General features: G+C 32.8%; 19 protein-coding genes and 5 tRNA genes. 1 reads left to right on the top strand and 23 read right to left on the bottom strand.

The window, feature by feature from the left end:
- Positions 1–10: 10 nt before the first annotated feature.
- The 21 genes from rplL to ABW636_RS17820 form a co-directional block, all read right to left on the bottom strand.
- Positions 11–385 (bottom strand): 50S ribosomal protein L7/L12, encoded by a 375-nt coding sequence (gene rplL / locus ABW636_RS17920; protein WP_367591442.1) that lies wholly within the window; start codon positions 383–385, stop codon positions 11–13.
- A 67-nt stretch (positions 386–452) separates the two neighbouring features.
- Positions 453–974: a 50S ribosomal protein L10 gene (gene rplJ, locus ABW636_RS17915; protein ID WP_367591441.1), complete on the bottom strand. Its 522-nt coding sequence runs from the start codon at positions 972–974 to the stop codon at positions 453–455.
- A gap of 15 nt (positions 975–989) precedes the next feature.
- Entirely contained in the window at positions 990–1,685 is a 696-nt protein-coding gene (rplA, locus tag ABW636_RS17910; RefSeq protein ID WP_367591440.1) for a 50S ribosomal protein L1, read from the bottom strand.
- Positions 1,686–1,703: 18 nt separating this feature from the next.
- Positions 1,704–2,141, bottom strand: coding sequence for a 50S ribosomal protein L11 (gene rplK / locus ABW636_RS17905; RefSeq protein ID WP_367591439.1), 438 nt, complete (start codon positions 2,139–2,141; stop codon positions 1,704–1,706).
- 76 nt (positions 2,142–2,217) lie between these two features.
- Positions 2,218–2,772 carry a transcription termination/antitermination protein NusG gene (gene nusG, locus ABW636_RS17900; RefSeq protein WP_367591438.1) on the bottom strand — a complete coding sequence of 185 codons (555 nt, stop codon included), beginning with the start codon at positions 2,770–2,772 and terminating at the stop codon, positions 2,218–2,220.
- A gap of 9 nt (positions 2,773–2,781) precedes the next feature.
- On the bottom strand, positions 2,782–2,979 hold the full coding sequence (gene secE / locus ABW636_RS17895; RefSeq protein ID WP_367591437.1) for a preprotein translocase subunit SecE: 198 nt from the start codon (positions 2,977–2,979) through the stop codon (positions 2,782–2,784).
- 195 nt (positions 2,980–3,174) lie between these two features.
- A tRNA-Trp gene (locus ABW636_RS17890) sits at positions 3,175–3,247 on the bottom strand.
- Between the two features lie 58 nt (positions 3,248–3,305).
- Positions 3,306–4,493, bottom strand: a complete 1,188-nt coding sequence (tuf, locus tag ABW636_RS17885) for an elongation factor Tu (protein WP_367591436.1) — start codon at positions 4,491–4,493, stop codon at positions 3,306–3,308.
- Positions 4,494–4,552: 59 nt separating this feature from the next.
- Positions 4,553–4,624: transfer RNA gene (locus tag ABW636_RS17880), tRNA-Thr, on the bottom strand.
- 118 nt (positions 4,625–4,742) lie between these two features.
- A tRNA-Gly gene (locus tag ABW636_RS17875) sits at positions 4,743–4,815 on the bottom strand.
- A 148-nt stretch (positions 4,816–4,963) separates the two neighbouring features.
- Positions 4,964–5,046 (bottom strand) — tRNA-Tyr (locus ABW636_RS17870).
- 243 nt (positions 5,047–5,289) lie between these two features.
- Positions 5,290–5,363, bottom strand: a tRNA-Thr gene (locus tag ABW636_RS17865).
- Positions 5,364–5,464: 101 nt separating this feature from the next.
- On the bottom strand, positions 5,465–5,767 hold the full coding sequence (gene hpf / locus ABW636_RS17860; RefSeq protein WP_367591435.1) for a ribosome hibernation-promoting factor, HPF/YfiA family: 303 nt from the start codon (positions 5,765–5,767) through the stop codon (positions 5,465–5,467).
- A gap of 66 nt (positions 5,768–5,833) precedes the next feature.
- Complete coding sequence (locus ABW636_RS17855) at positions 5,834–6,724, bottom strand: tyrosine-type recombinase/integrase (protein WP_367591434.1); 891 nt, start codon at positions 6,722–6,724, stop codon at positions 5,834–5,836.
- A 121-nt stretch (positions 6,725–6,845) separates the two neighbouring features.
- Positions 6,846–7,040: a 30S ribosomal protein S21 gene (gene rpsU, locus ABW636_RS17850; RefSeq protein WP_024768892.1), complete on the bottom strand. Its 195-nt coding sequence runs from the start codon at positions 7,038–7,040 to the stop codon at positions 6,846–6,848.
- A gap of 196 nt (positions 7,041–7,236) precedes the next feature.
- Positions 7,237–8,403: an acyl-CoA dehydrogenase family protein gene (locus tag ABW636_RS17845; protein WP_367591433.1), complete on the bottom strand. Its 1,167-nt coding sequence runs from the start codon at positions 8,401–8,403 to the stop codon at positions 7,237–7,239.
- A gap of 293 nt (positions 8,404–8,696) precedes the next feature.
- Positions 8,697–9,569 (bottom strand): ComEA family DNA-binding protein, encoded by an 873-nt coding sequence (locus ABW636_RS17840; RefSeq protein ID WP_367591432.1) that lies wholly within the window; start codon positions 9,567–9,569, stop codon positions 8,697–8,699.
- 10 nt (positions 9,570–9,579) lie between these two features.
- Entirely contained in the window at positions 9,580–11,178 is a 1,599-nt protein-coding gene (locus ABW636_RS17835) for an alanine/glycine:cation symporter family protein (RefSeq protein WP_367591431.1), read from the bottom strand.
- 102 nt (positions 11,179–11,280) lie between these two features.
- Positions 11,281–12,297 (bottom strand): potassium channel family protein, encoded by a 1,017-nt coding sequence (locus tag ABW636_RS17830; protein ID WP_367591430.1) that lies wholly within the window; start codon positions 12,295–12,297, stop codon positions 11,281–11,283.
- Positions 12,294–12,515: a PspC domain-containing protein gene (locus tag ABW636_RS17825; protein ID WP_367591429.1), complete on the bottom strand. Its 222-nt coding sequence runs from the start codon at positions 12,513–12,515 to the stop codon at positions 12,294–12,296. The genes ABW636_RS17830 and ABW636_RS17825 overlap by 4 nt, the downstream gene beginning before the upstream one ends.
- A 100-nt stretch (positions 12,516–12,615) precedes the next feature.
- Positions 12,616–13,902: a DUF2851 family protein gene (locus ABW636_RS17820; RefSeq protein ID WP_367591428.1), complete on the bottom strand. Its 1,287-nt coding sequence runs from the start codon at positions 13,900–13,902 to the stop codon at positions 12,616–12,618.
- 198 nt (positions 13,903–14,100) lie between these two features.
- Between ABW636_RS17820 and ABW636_RS17815 the strand changes: the two genes are divergently transcribed.
- Positions 14,101–14,958 carry a peroxiredoxin family protein gene (locus tag ABW636_RS17815; protein ID WP_367591427.1) on the top strand — a complete coding sequence of 286 codons (858 nt, stop codon included), beginning with the start codon at positions 14,101–14,103 and terminating at the stop codon, positions 14,956–14,958.
- A 528-nt stretch (positions 14,959–15,486) separates the two neighbouring features.
- Here ABW636_RS17815 and ABW636_RS17810 read toward each other — a convergent pair.
- Both ABW636_RS17810 and ABW636_RS17805 read right to left on the bottom strand, forming a co-directional pair.
- Positions 15,487–16,467 carry a helix-turn-helix domain-containing protein gene (locus tag ABW636_RS17810; protein ID WP_367591426.1) on the bottom strand — a complete coding sequence of 327 codons (981 nt, stop codon included), beginning with the start codon at positions 16,465–16,467 and terminating at the stop codon, positions 15,487–15,489.
- Between the two features lie 144 nt (positions 16,468–16,611).
- Entirely contained in the window at positions 16,612–17,973 is a 1,362-nt protein-coding gene (locus tag ABW636_RS17805; protein ID WP_367591425.1) for a pyridoxal-phosphate dependent enzyme, read from the bottom strand.
- Positions 17,974–17,988: the final 15 nt, after the last annotated feature.

The raw sequence follows: 17,988 nt of genomic DNA, 5'->3' as shown, positions 1-17,988 counted from the left end.
TATGGTAAGCTTATTTAAGCTCAACCTCTGCTCCAGCCTCTTCTAATTGAGCTTTAAGAGCTTCTGCTTCATCTTTAGCTACACCTTCTTTGATTGGGCTAGGAGCACCATCAACTAATCCTTTAGCGTCTTTAAGACCAAGACCAGTTAATTCTTTAACAAGTTTTACAACTGCTAACTTAGCTCCACCTGCAGCTTTAAGTATTACATCGAATTCTGATTTCTCTTCTGCAGCTTCTCCACCACCAGCAGCTCCACCAGCTACAGCGACTGCAGCAGCAGCAGGCTCGATACCATATTCTTCTTTTAATATATCAGCTAACTCATTAACTTCTTTTACTGTTAAGTTAACTAATTGTTCTGCGAAATCTTTTAAATCTGCCATTTTCTATCGTTTTAAATAATTTTTTAATTGAAATATAATTTGTTAAAAAGTGCGTACACTATCATTATTATCCTTCTTTTTCGGATAATGTTTTAAGGATACCTGCGATCTTACCTCCACCAGACTTTAATGCAGAAACTACATTCTTAGCTGGAGACTGTAATAGACCAATGATATCTCCGATAACTTCTTCCTTAGACTTAATATTAACTAATGCCTCAAGGTTTTCGTCACCTACAAATACTGCTTCTTCAACAAATGCTCCTTTTAATAAAGGCTTCTCTGATTTCTTACGAAATTCTTTAATAACCTTTGCAGGTGCATTACCTGTTTCAGAAAACATAATGGATGTATTACCTTTTAATGTTGTAGGTAAATCTCCAAAATCTTTATCAGACTTCTCCATTGCCTTAGCAAGGAGTGTGTTTTTTACTACTTTTAATGATACATTAGCTTTGAAACAAGCTCTACGTAAGTTTGAAGTTGTTCCTGCATCCAAACCTGAAATATCTGCTAAATAGATATTAGCGTTTTCGGCCAACTGAGCAGTTAAGTCTTCAATTACTACTGATTTTTCTTCTCTTGTCATAATCGTATATCTTAATTACCCAGCAAAGTTTTTAGAATCAACTTCTACTCCAGGGCTCATTGTTGAAGACATATATATAGATTTAATATATATTCCTTTAGCCGCTTGTGGTTTTAGCTTTACTAATGTTGTTAATAATTCTTTAGCGTTACCTGCTATTTTTTCAGCATCAAAAGATGATTTACCTATTGCCGCATGAACGATACCGGTTTTATCAACTTTAAAATCGATCTTACCTGCTTTAACATCTGATACTGCTTTTGCAACATCCATTGTTACTGTTCCTGTTTTTGGGTTAGGCATTAATCCTCTAGGTCCTAATACTCTACCTAATGGTCCTAATTTACCCATAACACTTGGCATAGTGATAATTACATCAACATCTGTCCAACCACCTTTTATTTTATCTAAGTATTCATCAAGACCTACAAAATCAGCACCCGCTTCTTTAGCTTCTGCTTCTTTATCTGGTGTTACTAATGCTAATACTTTAACATCTTTTCCTGTTCCGTGAGGTAATGTTACCACACCACGTACCATTTGATTTGCTTTACGTGGATCTACGTTCAATCGAACAGCAAGATCTACAGATGCATCAAAATTTACGTTTGTTATTTCTTTTACTAAAGCTGAAGCTTCTTCTATAGAATACGCTTTGTTTTTATCAACTTTAGCGTTCGCTTCTTTTTGCTTTTTAGTTACTTTTGCCATTTTGTAAACGTTTTTGGATTAAAAAGGAGCCTGTCCTTTTACAGTTACACCCATAGAACGAGCGGTACCAGCAATCATTTTCATTGCAGACTCTACAGTAAAGGCATTTAAATCAGCCATTTTATCCTCTGCTATTGTACGAACTTGATCCCAAGTAACACTAGCTACTTTTTTACGATTAGGCTCTCCAGAACCTTTTTTTGTCTTTGCTGCTTCCAATATTTGAACTGCTGCAGGTGGAGTTTTAATAACAAAATCAAAAGATTTGTCTTTATATACACTAATAACAACTGGTAATACTTTACCAGCTTTATCTTGTGTTCTACCATTGAATTGCTTACAGAATTCCATGATATTAACTCCGGCAGCACCTAAAGCAGGTCCAACTGGTGGCGACGGGTTAGCCGCTCCCCCACGTACTTGTAATTTTACAACCTTACTTAACTCTTTAGCCATTTTTCTAATTTTAAATTAGAACTGTTCTATAAGTGGAAGCAAAAGAACAATTCTGGATCTTATAATGTAACAATTATTATATTTTTTCTACTTGCATATAGCTTAATTCTAATGGTGTCTTTCTTCCAAAAATCTTAACCATTACTTCTAGCTTACGCTTTTCTTCATTTACATTTTCTACGGTACCATTAAATCCATTAAATGGTCCATCTATTACTTTTACAGTTTCTCCAACTGTATATGGTATAGCAACATTATCTGTCTTGACAGCTAATTCATCTACTTTACCAAGCATTCTATTGATTTCGGCTTTTCTAAGTGGCACCGGGTCTCCTCCTTTTACTTCACCTAAAAAACCGATAACTCCATTAATTGATCTTATGATATGCGGTACTTCTCCAGAAAGATTAGCTTCTATCATAACGTATCCAGGAAAGTAAACTCTTTCCTTATTTATTTTTTTTCCATTACGTATTTGTACCACTTTTTCGGTAGGTACTAATATTTGAGAAACAAAATCTTCAAGTCCCATATGAGCAATTTCGCGCTCTATATAGTCTTTTACTTTATTCTCTTGGCCGCTTACAGCTCTTACCACGTACCATTTCTTCGTATTATCTACTTCAGCCATTATATTTTTTTAAGATTTAACCAAAGTAAAATAATACTCTATCAAATTACTAAATACTGTATCAACTCCCCAGATTGCTAAAGAGAATATAACAGAAAAAACAATTACAACAAGGGTTAACCTTTGCGCTTCTGCCAAGGGAGTCCATGTTACATGATTTTTCAACTCATTATATGATTCTGCAATGTAATTTGTTAATCCAGCCATTTTTTCATTTTTTTAAAGAGAATTTATACTCAAAATTAACTTTGAATATAAAATTCATCATTTTAATCAATTAAAAATTGATCTATATTATTGAGTGTTTCCCATCGTGTTATACACAAAAGGAGTCTACTACTTTGGTATCTTCAATATTTCAACAAGTACGTCACTCTAAATAATCTTGACATACTTTCTAAGCACGGGTTGAGAGGCTCGAACTCCCGACACCTGGTTTTGGAGACCAGTGCTCTACCAACTGAGCTAAACCCGTAACATAAGTCAAGGTATTCACTGTAGCGAATACCTTAACTTTTATATACTATATTGTATTAGTCTAGGATTTCAGTTACCTGTCCTGCTCCTACTGTTCTACCACCTTCACGGATCGCAAAACGAAGACCTACATTCATTGCAATTGGTTGGATTAACTCTACTGTAATAGTTAAGTTATCTCCAGGCATTACCATCTCAACTCCATCAGGAAGCGCAATGTTTCCAGTTACGTCAGTTGTACGTACGTAGAACTGAGGACGGTAGTTATTATGGAATGGAGTGTGACGTCCACCTTCTTCTTTTTTAAGGATATAAACCTCTGCTTTGAAGTTTTTATGTGGAGTTACAGATCCTGGCTTAGTAATTACCATACCACGAGAAATCTGAGTTTTTTCAATACCTCTTAATAAGATACCTACGTTATCTCCAGCTTCACCTCTATCAAGAATCTTACGGAACATCTCAACCCCTGTAATAGTAGAAGTTAATTTTTCAGCTCCCATACCGATGATCTCAACAGGATCTCCAGTATTTGCAACACCAGTTTCAATACGTCCAGTTGCTACAGTACCACGACCAGTAATAGAGAATACATCTTCTATTGGCATTAAGAAATCTTTATCAACGTCACGCTTTGGCAACTCGATCCAAGTATCTACAGCTTCCATTAATTCCATAACGGTATCAACCCACTTTTTCTCTCCATTAAGAGCTCCAAGTGCAGAACCAGCAATTACAGGTCCGTTATCACCATCATACTCATAGAAAGAAAGAAGATCTCTTACTTCCATCTCAACAAGCTCTAATAACTCCTCATCATCAACCATATCCACTTTATTAAGGAATACAACTATTCTAGGAATACCTACCTGGCGTCCTAAAAGGATGTGCTCACGAGTTTGTGGCATAGGACCATCTGTAGCAGCAACCACTAAGATTGCACCATCCATTTGAGCCGCTCCAGTAACCATGTTCTTTACATAATCGGCGTGACCTGGACAATCAACGTGTGCATAGTGACGATTCTGTGTTTGGTACTCTACATGCGATGTATTAATTGTAATACCTCTTTCTTTCTCTTCTGGAGCGTTGTCGATAGTATCGAAATCTCTCGCTTCAGAAAGACCAGCTTCTGCCAATACTTTAGTAATCGCAGCAGTTAATGTTGTTTTACCGTGATCAACGTGTCCAATAGTACCAATATTTAAGTGCGGTTTGGAACGATCAAAAGTTTCCTTTGCCATAATTAATTTATTTAATCTTAGTTATATATTAGTGTTCAATTTAAATAATCTGAACTCAGAGCCAATGACGAGATTTGAACTCGTGACCTCTTCCTTACCAAGGAAACGCTCTACCCCTGAGCTACACCGGCTTTTTAATGAGCATAATGATAAATCAGAACACTTTCGTTACCTTCAGAAAGAAATCCGATAAATCATTATCTATAGTTAAAAATCCCATGCTAAAAAAGATTAGCGTTGTATTTTTTGAGCGGGAGACCGGGTTCGAACCGGCGACATTCAGCTTGGAAGGCTGACGCTCTACCAACTGAGCTACTCCCGCTTTTTAAATCACGAATTTTTAAAAACAATTCGGATTTCTAATCAATATTTTACACATCAAAAATAATTAGCATTATTTTCTTATGCTTAAAACTTTAAAAAAAATATTTCAAAACAAACGTCTCAAAAACTTTTTTAAGTTTTTTTTGTGGGGAGAGCAGGATTCGAACCTGCGAAGGTAAAAACCAACAGATTTACAGTCTGTCCTCGTTGGCCGCTTGAGTATCTCCCCTCAATTATTTTTCAATATTCTTGTTTAAGAACTTATCGATTTTGAGTGCGCAAAATTAGTCATTTATTTTACATTTCAAAATACTTTTTAAAAAAGTTTTTTTTCTTTCGAAAAATCAACTTTTTTGAGCCGATGGAGGGACTCCCTTCGACATAGCTCAGAATAAACTTCTCGCCCCAATTAAGATATGTTTTCAAAACGAAAAACAACCTTAAATCCTGATACTTTTTTCAATATTTCAAGAGCCGATGGAGGGACTCGAACCCACGACCTGCTGATTACAAATCAGCTGCTCTAGCCAGCTGAGCTACATCGGCTTTTCACCATGTTTTAGAACATAAAAAAGTCCGCTATTTCTAACGGACTGCAAATGTATAGAATTTATTCCTTTCACAAAACTATTTTTCAAAAAAAATAATCAAACATGAGCATTTAATTTTTCTTTTCGTCTTTTCAATTGCCTTTCTAAAGAACTAACACACTCATCCACACCTTCTTCAAAGGATCTATTTATTTTCTTTATCATAAATTCATCTCCAGGCACACTTACTAAAATTTCGGTAATTTTATTTTCTTTACCACTCGTATTCATAACTTTTAAGAATACATCTGCATGAATTATCCTGTTAAAATGGTTTTCTAGTTTATCTAATTTGGTTTGAATAAAATTGACTAACTTTTGATCTACATTAAAATTTACAGATTGCAAGTTCACTTTCATACTTTGTTAGTTTAATGGGTTGAACAACATTTTAAGCTACAAAAGAGCGAAGAATCTAACCTACACTTACTTTTTATTCCTTGGATGAGATTGTTTATATACTTTTGTTAACTGAGCCACACTATGATGAGTATATATCTGAGTAGCAGCTAAACTGGAATGACCAAGTAATTCTTTTACAGCATTTAAATTTGCTCCTTCATTGAGCAAATGAGTCGCAAAAGAATGTCTTAATATATGCGGACTTTTTTTCACTTTTGAAGAGGCCTTACTAAAATAGTTATTTATAACACGATATACAAGTGTTTCATAGATTTTAACTCCTTTTTTTGTCAAAAACAAAAATGACGCCTCTCGCTCTCCAAACAAATCAGATCGAACATCCAAATACCTCTTTAAAGTTTCTAACACCACCGGCAATAAAGGAACATATCGTTCTTTATTACGTTTCCCTAAGACCTTTACCACTCGTTTACCAACATCTATATCAGACAATTTGATATTCACCAATTCTACCCTACGAATACCAGTAGCATAAAAAATCTCAACAATAAGCTTATCTCTTACCCCTTCAAAGCTTTGATCATCATCTAACATTTTCAACACATCTTCTACCTCTTCTATAGAAAATGGCACCTGAAGCTTTTTAGCCACTTTTAAGGCCTTATGTTTTTGCAGAGGATTCTTATCTATCTGCTCTGTTTTTAACAAAAACTTGTAATACGTTTTAAGAGAAGAAACTTTCCTGTTTACTGTCCTATTAGCAACTCCCGCTTCTACCAAAAGAACAATCCAAGAACGAATTTGAGCATAATTCGCTTTTGATATAGACTCACCATCATACTCATTTTCATAAAATCTAAGAAAAGACAATAGATCAGACTCATATGCCGTCACCGTGTGTTTTGAATATTTTTTTTCTAATAATAAATATTCAACAAATTCAGAAATGAACATAAAAAAAACCGTTAGAAAACAAAAGTATAAAACTTTTGATATCCCAACGGTTAAATTTTATATTAAAAAACGGAATCTTACTTCTTGCAAAAAGAAGTTATACAGACCACGTTATTTGCAATTAAATTTCTTCTTGATCTCTTAAATGCTGAATATATTGCGCTTTTTGAATTTGCGCTCTTCTTTCAACAGAAGGTTTTGAAAACGCTTGTCGTTTACGAAGCTGACGCATCGTTCCTGTTCGATCAAATTTTCTTTTAAAACGCTTTAACGCTCTATCTATATTTTCTCCGTCTTTAACTGGTATAATTAACATAGTGGCACCTCCTTTCTTTAGAAATAATTAGGCTGCAAAGATAACACAAAACTATTATCTGCAAAGTTTTTTTTATTATTTATTTCAAAAAAAAATTCTTTAATTTTAACCCCTATTATATCTGGTAAAAAAATAGGTTATTTCTTCGGTTTAAAACCAAATAGCTTTTATGATTATATTAAGTATCCGGCAAATTTTATGTAACTGGTTTATATTCTTTTTTATCTATTATAATCTTAGCTATAATTTCTCTAAGAATTTCTGACGTACCGCCGCCTATAGGCCCCAATCGACTATCTCTAAGTAATCTTGCTAAAGGATATTCTTCCATATACCCATATCCTCCTAAAAACTGTAAACACTTATAAATAGCTTCGTCTGCCATCTTGGTAGAAATTAGTTTAGACATACTCGCTTCCTTTACAACATATTCTCCTTCATTAAGTCGCTTTGCAACAGAATAGTTAAACTCTTTACATACTTCTACCTCGCTCGCTATATCTGCTATTGTATGACGTAATGCCTGAAACTTATTTAAAGCTTTACCAAACGCTTCTCGTTCTGACATATATTGTAATACATACTCCAAAGCATATTCTGCACGAGCATGAGCATTTACTCCCATAATTAACCTCTCTAACGCAAAATGTTGCATAATATATGAGAATCCGGCATTTTCTTCACCCATTAAGTTTTGGGCAGGGATTCTAACATTATCAAAAGCTATCTCTCCTGTATCTGAAGCTTTCCAACCTAATTTTTCTAGTTTAGTAGCCGATACACCTTGCGTATCTCTATCAATAATAAAAATACTTATACCTTTATTTCCAAGTTCTGGATTTGTCTTAGCTGCTATCACCAAATAATCACTATACACTCCATTAGTAATAAATGTTTTCGATCCATTTATTACATATTCATCTCCTTCTTTAATCGCTGTTGTTCGCATTCCTGCAACATCAGATCCTCCAAAAGGTTCTGTAATCGCCAAACACCCTATTTTTTCACCTGTTATACTAGGGGTCAAATATGTTTCTTTAATCATATGATCTCCTTCTTTATTAACATGAGTCATTGCCAGATATGCATGCGCCCATATTGCTGCCGCAAAACCTCCTGAATTAATTTTCTGCAACTCCTCCAGAAGTATCACCGTATAAAAAAGATCCAAGCCTAATCCACCGTATTCTTCTGGATAAGCAATTCCGAAATATCCCATTTCTCCAAATTTCTTCCATATAAAACGATCAATATCTCCCGTTTTCTCCCACTGATCTATATAAGGTACTACTTCTTTTTTCAGAAATACCTTAAGACTTTCTCTAAACAATTCGTGTTCTTCTGTAAAATACCTGTTATTCATATAACAACTTTATCATTTTTACTAATCAAAACTCAAAAATTTCTAAACGTTTCTAAGCCGTATGTTTTACAACTTATCTTACCACAAATTTTACAAATAACGCATCTATTCATAAAATCATGTTATTCATCAAAAACTGTCTATTTATAAATATACAATTAAAATGAACTCTGTTTTACTTTTAATTCGGCAATCTTTTCTACGCTACAAATAAATTCATATTCTATTCAAAAAAGAATAAAGAACTATTTTATAGAGACTTATCAAAAACTACCGTAGATTTTGTTTTGATTTTAATTTAACGTCAAATATAATGCTATTCTATCTATTTTTTCTAAAGAAAAACCTTCGATTTTTTCTAATTCATCAAAGCTAGATATTTGTCCATTATTTTTTATGAAATCTACAATTTCTATAGCTGTCTCAAAATCGAAATAAGGAACGTTCATTAACTCCTTTACCTTAGCTTTGTTTAGATTTATTTTTTTTATTTCCTTAGGGGTCTTAACTGTATATAGCGATAGAAGTTTATTTTTCTGATTATCATACAATCCATAAATATCTTCTATTTGAAGATCACTTACAAAACCTCCTATTTTATTTCGGTATTTAATTATTCTCTCTGCAATAAAGTCTGGCACCCCAACGTGCTCTTGCAACTCAATTACCGTGGTAGTGTTTAAATCTTTTTTTTGAGCATAAGGTAAATTTTCATGATTTCTAACGGTATTTCTTGTTCTTTTGGAAGTGTTCTTTGTCCAATCCGGAAATTTAAACAAAGGAGAAATACGCTCTAGTAAGGAATCTGAAACCCTTGTTACCTTTTTAAATTCTGCGACAGAATTAATCCATTTCCCATTATCTCTATACGCAAACAGTCTATCTAGTTCTTCTGTAGAAAGTCCGAGTAAGTACCCTTTGTAATCTGAAATAAAATTAGGGTTAAATAATTTATGTTGTTGTTTTTTCTTTTTGCTTTGGCTAATTGTTTTAAGCGAATCTATTTCCTTTTGAAACCTCTTTAATTCGGCAAAGTTATTTTTAGGTTTTTGTCTATTATTATAAAAATAATAGCTCGAAACAATTCCTAAAAGAAGTATTGATAAAAGAAAAATCCCATTTCGAAAACGTGTATGTAATTCGAAATGGGATTTTATTTTTGTCATAAAAGTTATGTTACTTATTCGAAGCCTTTATAGCAGTAAAATATCGTGTAAGTTGTTTTTTAACAACAGGGAATAAGAAAAATAACCCTACCATATTTGGAAATACCATTGCAAAGATCATTGCATCAGAGAATGCCCAAATAGAATTCATACTTGCAGCAGCACCGATAACAATAAAGCTTAAGAATAATAATTTATATACTAAATCTGCCACTTTACCTCTTCCGAATAAAAATTTCCAAGATTGTAATCCATAATATGACCATGATATCATAGTAGACACTGCAAATAGCACTACTGCAATGGTTAAGAAAATATTAGAATACGGTATATACTCTGCAAATGCCATAGAAGTAATACCTGCTCCTTCGTAGGAAACTCCATCAATTAAAACAGCTCCACTACCATCGCCTCCATATGCAAAAGCACCTCCAAAATTAAATATAATAATAACCAATGCTGTCATTGTACAAATTACAACAGTATCTATAAATGGTTCTAATAAAGCAACCAATCCTTCTGAAGCAGAGTAATTTGTTTTTACCGCAGAATGCGCAATGGATGCAGAACCTGCTCCGGCTTCATTCGAAAAGGCGGCTCTTTGAAAACCAACCAACAAAACTCCAATTACACCTCCAACTCCTATAGCCTTAGGATTAAATGCCTCTGTAACGATTAATCCAATAGCGTCATCTACAAAAGAGAAATTACTAAAAATAATATACAAACAAGCTAATATGTACATCACTGCCATAAAAGGAACTACTTTTTCTGTTACCGAAGCAATTCGCTTTATTCCTCCTATGATAATAATCCCTACCAGAATTGCCAGAGTTATACCAATCCAAAAACCAGCACCAGTACTTTCTAATCCAAAAATTTCTTTAAGAACAATTGTAGCCTGATTGGATTGAGCTGCATTACCTCCACCAAAAGAACCTCCTATACAAAAAATTGCAAATAATACTGCTGCAATCTTACCAAATACTTTAAATCCTTTATCCTTAAGCCCTTTACTTAAATAATACATAGGCCCTCCGTATACCGTACCATCTTCTCCTACATCTCTATATTGTACACCCAAGGTGCATTCTACAAACTTAGTGGACATACCTAAAAAGCCACAAATAATCATCCAGAATGTTGCTCCGGGCCCTCCCAAAGCAATTGCCAATGCAACTCCAGCTATATTACCATTACCTACAGTACCAGAAACTGCTGTTGCCAACGCCTGAAAATGACTTACTTCTCCTTCTTTACTTTCATCTCTTATGGTGTCTTTAATATCTCCATCTACAGCAGCCGAAGGATCTCCTAAACTATGATCTTCTACATCATCATATTTACCTCTTACCACGTTAATGGCTTTCCCAAAATATCGAATATTAGGGAACCCAAAATAAATGGTAAAAAACAAAGCACTAAGAACTAATAGTATTAAAACAAAAGGAGTATCAAAAACTCTAAAGAAAATTACGGCTGAAAAAAAGTCAGAAATTGGTTTAAAACCTTCATCAATTTTTTGATCCAAACCTTTTTCTACGGTTTCTTGTGCAAAGGTAATAATGGGTGTGAGAATGACTAAAAGTGAAAGAAGAGATCTCTTCATGATTATATAAGTTATATTGAATTTATTTTTCTAACAAAAGAGCAAGATGGTAAAAAAAACGGTTGATTACAATTTTTTACAAACTAAATGTTTTTACATAAACTAGATATTAAACTCTTTATTCAACAGATTAATTTGTTCTGGACGACCCAAAACCACTATTTTAGAACCTGGTCTCAATTCTGTATCCGCTTCTGGGTTAACTATATATTCTCCATCTGGAGATTTATAACCTATAATCGTACAACCTGTCTTAGATCGCATATCTATCTCACGAATCGTTTGCGTCTCGGATTTATCAAAAATATCTTCAAAAGATACTTCTTCTATGTTGATTGATTTCTTACCAATAATAGACAAGTTATCTAAGAATTCTATCAAATCAGGAACCACAACCAATGATGCCATATGATCTCCTCCTATACGATCAGGCATAATCACATTATCTGCTCCGGCCAATCTTATTTTTTTATACGAGGCATCTTGAGAAGCTCTACTTATGATTTTTAGTTCTTTATTTATTTGTCGAGCCGAAAGTACTATAAATAAATTATCAGCATCCTCTGGTAAAGTACAAATTAAACAAGCCGCATTCTTAATTCCAGCTTCTAACAGAACCTCATCTTCTGTAGCATTTCCTTTTAGAAAAAATAAATTATCATTTTGATAACGCTCTATAACAGCTTCATCTTTTTCTATAATGACAAAAGGCTTATCATAGGCTAACAATTTTGCTGCAGCCTGTTTACCATTACGGCCATACCCAATAATAATGATATGGTTTTCTATTTGATGTATCATTTTTTGCATTTTTCTGTATTGCATTCTTTTTGGATCATTCTTACTCACTATATATTCTGTAATGACAGAAACGGTATACGCAAATATTGCCACACTCGTAGAAATAAGAAATACAGTAAATAATTTTGCATTGTCATCAAGAGGAGCTACCTCTCCAAACCCAACGGTAGACATGGTTATCACAGTCATATATAAAGCATCTACCCATGAATAATCTGAAAAAAAACGAAAACCAAAAACTCCTACTATAATTACAACAACTAATAAAATTAAAGCTATATATAATTTAGGGCTTCCCCAATTATTAATTTTTATCATAGATCAAAAACTGAAGTTCGTTTGGTATATACCAAATCCTTTAATTTTAACCAGAATGCCATATTAAGGTAGATCACAAACCCCAAGCCTACAGTAGCAAAAGTTAAATAAATAAAAAACAATCGAACGTTTTTTGCTCGCATTCCTAATCTATCTGCTACACGGGAAGAAACATAAAATCCATTTCTTTCTAAAAAATGTCTAAGATTATAAAACATAACGCAAAATAATTATATTATCATTAATACAGAAGTGATCTTGACATTTTTAATCCCAGATTATATAAAATCTAGTACACCTTTAAATCATAATACAGACTCATATATTTGATTTATTTAGCAAAAAATTACCTATTTCACATCGCAAGCAAGCATTTTTGTCACAATAGATTGTTTTTAGTTGAATCATTGCCTGAGAATGCATTGCATTTTCTATAGGTGTTTGTAATGCAGTAAAATTATCTATAATACTATTTTTCTCTGAAGAAATTTGAGTTATCATATCAAAAACTTCTTCATTAGACTCGTGTCCAATACTTCGTTGATAAACAAATTTTATTGGAATAATTGTATTGATCAATAATAGATCTATGAATGATTTTGAAATGTTCTTATTAACGGTCTTTGATTCTTTATTAAAAGTATAGTGGTTAGTCCAAAAATTGCTTACTCCTACTTTAAAAAGTTCATAAAATTTTTCTGGAGTTTGAAATCTTATGACATCCTGGAATAAATTTTTATTCTTAAAATACAACATTGCTAACTGTGCTAATCTTATTGTTGGAAAATTAGAAGGGCGAAGCCTAAAAAACTGAACAGGCAACACCCCTGTATTATTAAGCTTAAACTTATTTTTAATATACGCATACTCATTGTTAAGATGCATAGCATAAGCATCATTCATCTCGTAATCTAAAAGATCTGCTTGCCCAAAAAACAGTGCTTCTATAAGATCAAGGCGGTTTATACATTTTCTGAGTATTGAAAAATTTATTGAATTGGCTATGCTCAAAAAAGCTTCCCCGTTTGTTTTCAGGCCAAAATTTTTGGCTAGCATTTTAAAAAGTACTACTTCCCAATCGTTGGCTGATTCTTTTAAAAGCTCAGAAATCAAAACTGTTTTACTCTCTAGCCTTTCTAGATATAATCTTTCTTGCCAACCCGAGAGGATAAAGTCTGGTATACCCTTTAATTCCTTTTTGCAAGCAATCTGTTTTTTTTCTCCTTTGTAAAAAAGTTCTTTATAGTTACTCAATATATCTTGAGAGACATACTGTTTCAGTTCTAATGTTGGTATAACTGTATTATCTTTTCTAAATATATCTACATCGTGCTCCCACACCACATGAAGAATAACATTATCATAGGCAGGATCATTTTCATGATTATGTACATACCAATCACCAGAAGTAAGATGTACCTCTATTGTACCTGCCCATTTTTGTCCTTCTATTATAAGTCTGGCATCAAAAAAATCAGGCCCAGAGTGTAGCTCATTATGCCAACCAGTATGTTGAAGAATTATACTTTCATTATTTGTTGTTTTAAGGTCTGAAAACTTAAATTTTTTAAATTTCCATAGGTATTGAAGAAAATCCTCTGTCATTTGTGTAATAATTTATAGTATGGTAAAAATCTTTTGTCATAACAGACAAAAATTTCTATTACACATCTTGGGTAGGATAAAAAATGATAATAGTTTTGTTAAAAAATCGGGAATGAAAATACTAAAATTAATTCTAAACCTGTAAGTTCATCATATCTTTATTGACTAAAACTGCCAAATGACTAACCTATACAAAAAATGAATGCTACTCTGAAGTCTATTTTCATAGCTCTTTTTCCTGTTACTTCTCTTTATTTTCTGATCATGACTAGTATTCAAATCTATCATGATAGATTATCAATCAACAACATAGGGCAATTATTTATATTTACAACTATTGTAGCTTTTTTTGCTCTACTTTTTTTAAAACCCGTAGCCAGAACCAAGGCAGGTCTAACAATACATACTTTTTTTATTGCTATTGGTTTTCTAACAAGCATCATATCTTCTATAATCATAGAAAAAAACATAAACATTGCCTTACCATCAATTGGTTTATTTATAGGCTGGATATTATACTTAAAATGGTATTCTACCTTTAAAAACAGAGAAAACAATAAAATTCTAAAAGTAGGGAATCAATTGCCAGAATTAATACTAGAGGACATCCATAAAAATGAAGTAAGTACTTCACGTTTTATAGGCAACCCATCTATTTATTTGTTTTATAGAGGTAATTGGTGTCCTTTATGCATGGCACAAATAAAAGAAATAGCATCACAATATAAAGAACTTGAAAAAAGAAATGCGAACGTAGTTTTTATTAGTCCACAACCACATGCTCATACAAATCTTCTTGCAAAAAAGTTCGGTCTACATTTCAATTACCTTATTGATCAAAACAATAAAGTAGCAAAGCAGCTTCAGATTTTGTCCAAAAGTGGGATCCCTATGGGATTTCAGGTATTAGGTTATGAAAGTGACACGGTAATGCCGACTGTTATTATTACCGATGCCAAAGGCAATATTATATTTGCAGATCTGACTGATAATTACAGAGTACGACCAGAACCTTCAACATTTTTAGAAATTCTGGATCAGCAAATAAACCGTTAAAGCCAAACCAACAAAAACAGTACTTTAGACAACCGAAAAAATAGAATCATTATTCCATTAAATACACAATCTATACTAAGTATTATTAATTCTATTGTATTATTTATCTTGGATGCCTTATAAATAGGCGGTATTTTATTGATATTCATCTTAAAAAAAAGGAATAAATCTCTTGTTTTGGGGCAAAAACAAGCAAAATATCTTCAAAAAAACGCACACCCTACCTTATTTTCATTAAAATATAGTTAAAATAAGTTAAAATGTACTAATAGTAATAATTTATGTATTATTGGAATACCATAGTAAAATTACATTTATTTACTTTGTGAAATAAAGTTAGACGGGAAACTAATTCACCATAATAAAAATATTTAATTTAAAACCCTAAGCTTAGTTGAGTTTGTGTTAGGTTATTGATGGTTGTCATTCATTGGCGACCATCTTTATTTTTAAGAACTTTTTCCTGACTTCTTAAATACATTTTAGTAGTACGTGAATTTAAGTTTTGCCAATATAATTTACTCTGATTTATGTAATCGTTTCTGGATAGATATTGAATTTTTCGAAGAATGCCTTTTTAAATTTTGAAGAATTAGAATAATTAAGTTCATCCATAACATCTCTTATAGAACTACCTTCTCCTATAATCATAGTATATGAAGCTTCTAGTCTTTTGTTATTAAAAAACTCTAATGGTGTTTGATTATGAATCTCTTTAAACATATTAAAAAAATTAGTTCGACTCATATTTGCCATTGCTGCTAATTGATCCACTCCTACAAAAGGCTCCTTTAGGTGACTCTTGAGATAATCGCTTACTTTATAGATATTACCAACCTGAACACTATTTATTGTAAACGGATTACAAGAAGTTCCCCACCGCAATACATCTTTCCAGAAGGTTTCGAGAAGTCTAATTCCTCTTGCGATATAATACAAATAGTTTTCTATTTTATCGGTATCTGGTTGTACAATTTGATCGAAAAGGATGGTTTGTTTGTATGAAAGATAAAACTTATCAAGGTATTTATGAGAATCGCGAATATAACTATCGACACTCTCTGCAATCTCCCTACTTTTCTCAAAAAAAGGATTAGCGTAAGAGCTTTTTAAAACAATAATAGCAGACTTGACCTCTGCTCCTTTACGAACAAGAATTCGCTCTCCCTGCCTAGCATCCATGCATCTCATATTTCCAGGTGTATAGCTATCTGAATATTTGCTAATGATTTGGTTTTTTTCTAATCCATGATCCAAAGCATATTTTCTAAAGTGCAATAAAATATCTTTTTCCTCAACAGGCTCTCTAATATATTCTATATCCGTATTGGCTCGATAATTATTAATAATAAGAAAAACTTCATGAGAAATCTTATAATACAAGAGGTATCCTTCTCCTATATGAGCTGGAAAATAAATACGATCCGAATTGGTATCGGGTTTCAATCGAGATTTAAAGTAATCTCTTAACTTATCTATATCCGAATAATCAAATAAAAATTCACACATACTGTAACCAATTAACAAAACTGTTTCTTTTTAATATTTCAACAAAAAATTAAAACATTAAAAAAACAGTCAGCATAAAACAATCCTTACACGATAAATACAGCAGACAAGCTGGGGTAATAACATCACTTTAAAGATAAGAATTTATTTTATATGACTTATAACATCATATTTTGTTACAATATGATGCTCCCCATTTTCTAACAAAACTAAAACAGCAGGATTCCCTTTTTTTATAAGTTTCGATATAGTATCAAGAGAGGTTTTGGCCTCTACGATAGGAAAAGGTGACTTCATAACATCTTTGATAGGAGTACTATACATATCTCTATCATTTAAAAAAGCTGCAAAAAGAGCAGATTCATCAACAGATCCCACAAACCCTTCTGTATCGACAACAGGTATTTGAGAAATTTTAAATTTACGCATTCGTTCAATTGCATGAGAAACTAATTCTTCCGTTTTAACAGTTACCAATGGTTTTTCTCTATGATCTTTGATTAAATCATCTGCGGTCGATACTTCTTCTTCAAGAAAGCCTCTTTCTCTCATCCAATCATCATTAAACATTTTACCTACATATCTACTACCGTGATCATGAAAAAGAACTACCACAACATCATTTTTTGTAAAATGTTCTTTTAATTGTAATAATCCCTTAATTGCAGCCCCTGCACTATTACCTAAAAACATTCCTTCCTCTTTGGCTAGCCTTTGAGTATATACGGCAGCATCTTTATCGGTAACTTTTGTAAACCCATCAATTAAAGAAAAATCTACATTTTGAGGAAGAATATCCTCTCCTATTCCTTCTGTGATATATGAATAGATTTCATTTTCATCAAAAATCCCTGTTTCGTGATATTTTTTAAAAACAGATCCATAGGTATCAACTCCCCAAATTTTGATATTTGGATTTTTCTCTTTTAAGTATTTACCTACTCCAGAGATAGTCCCGCCGGTTCCAACTCCAACAATAAAATGTGTAACTTTTCCGTCGGTTTGTTTCCATATTTCTGGCCCTGTACTTTCGTAATGCGCTAATGTATTAGAAGGGTTATCATATTGATTTACATACCAAGAATTAGGAGTTTCCTCGGCAAGTCTTTTTGATACCGAATAGTAAGATCTTGGATCATCGGGTTCTACATTTGTTGGGCAAACCATAACTTTTGCTCCAACCGCCCTAAGGATGTCCATCTTTTCTTTAGATTGCTTATCGGCCATAACACAAATTAACTTATATCCCTTAATTATAGCCACCAGTGCAAGGCCCATACCTGTATTTCCAGAAGTTCCTTCTATAATAGTTCCCCCTGGTTTTAGCCTACCATCTGCTTCAGCATCCTCAATCATTTTTAAAGCCATACGATCTTTTACAGAATTTCCTGGATTAAAAGTTTCATACTTTGCTAAAACCAATGCATCTATACCTTTTACCAAAGCATTCATTTGTACCAAAGGCGTATTACCAATTGTTTCTAGTATGTTTTTTGCGTATTTCACTCCTTAAAATTTTAG

The sequence above is a fragment of the Aquimarina discodermiae genome (assembly GCF_040786235.1).
GTDB lineage: Bacteria > Bacteroidota > Bacteroidia > Flavobacteriales > Flavobacteriaceae > Aquimarina.
This window is presented reverse-complemented; position numbering and strand designations above follow the sequence as displayed.

What these genes read in the sequence shown, in the direction of transcription:
- rplJ (WP_367591441.1), bottom strand. Translation starts at nt 974, where the DNA reads ATGACAAGAGAAGAAAAATCAGTAGTAATTGAAGACTTAACTGCTCAG.
- ABW636_RS17815 (WP_367591427.1), top strand. Translation starts at nt 14,101, where the DNA reads ATGAATGCTACTCTGAAGTCTATTTTCATAGCTCTTTTTCCTGTTACT.
- ABW636_RS17825 (WP_367591429.1), bottom strand. Translation starts at nt 12,515, where the DNA reads ATGTTTTATAATCTTAGACATTTTTTAGAAAGAAATGGATTTTATGTT.
- ABW636_RS17830 (WP_367591430.1), bottom strand. Translation starts at nt 12,297, where the DNA reads ATGATAAAAATTAATAATTGGGGAAGCCCTAAATTATATATAGCTTTA.
- ABW636_RS17820 (WP_367591428.1), bottom strand. Translation starts at nt 13,902, where the DNA reads ATGACAGAGGATTTTCTTCAATACCTATGGAAATTTAAAAAATTTAAG.
- secE (WP_367591437.1), bottom strand. Translation starts at nt 2,979, where the DNA reads ATGGCTGGATTAACAAATTACATTGCAGAATCATATAATGAGTTGAAA.
- rplK (WP_367591439.1), bottom strand. Translation starts at nt 2,141, where the DNA reads ATGGCTAAAGAGTTAAGTAAGGTTGTAAAATTACAAGTACGTGGGGGA.
- ABW636_RS17840 (WP_367591432.1), bottom strand. Translation starts at nt 9,569, where the DNA reads ATGACAAAAATAAAATCCCATTTCGAATTACATACACGTTTTCGAAAT.
- nusG (WP_367591438.1), bottom strand. Translation starts at nt 2,772, where the DNA reads ATGGCTGAAGTAGATAATACGAAGAAATGGTACGTGGTAAGAGCTGTA.
- ABW636_RS17810 (WP_367591426.1), bottom strand. Translation starts at nt 16,467, where the DNA reads ATGTGTGAATTTTTATTTGATTATTCGGATATAGATAAGTTAAGAGAT.
- rplL (WP_367591442.1), bottom strand. Translation starts at nt 385, where the DNA reads ATGGCAGATTTAAAAGATTTCGCAGAACAATTAGTTAACTTAACAGTA.
- hpf (WP_367591435.1), bottom strand. Translation starts at nt 5,767, where the DNA reads ATGAAAGTGAACTTGCAATCTGTAAATTTTAATGTAGATCAAAAGTTA.
- rpsU (WP_024768892.1), bottom strand. Translation starts at nt 7,040, where the DNA reads ATGTTAATTATACCAGTTAAAGACGGAGAAAATATAGATAGAGCGTTA.
- ABW636_RS17845 (WP_367591433.1), bottom strand. Translation starts at nt 8,403, where the DNA reads ATGAATAACAGGTATTTTACAGAAGAACACGAATTGTTTAGAGAAAGT.
- rplA (WP_367591440.1), bottom strand. Translation starts at nt 1,685, where the DNA reads ATGGCAAAAGTAACTAAAAAGCAAAAAGAAGCGAACGCTAAAGTTGAT.
- ABW636_RS17835 (WP_367591431.1), bottom strand. Translation starts at nt 11,178, where the DNA reads ATGAAGAGATCTCTTCTTTCACTTTTAGTCATTCTCACACCCATTATT.
- ABW636_RS17855 (WP_367591434.1), bottom strand. Translation starts at nt 6,724, where the DNA reads ATGTTCATTTCTGAATTTGTTGAATATTTATTATTAGAAAAAAAATAT.
- tuf (WP_367591436.1), bottom strand. Translation starts at nt 4,493, where the DNA reads ATGGCAAAGGAAACTTTTGATCGTTCCAAACCGCACTTAAATATTGGT.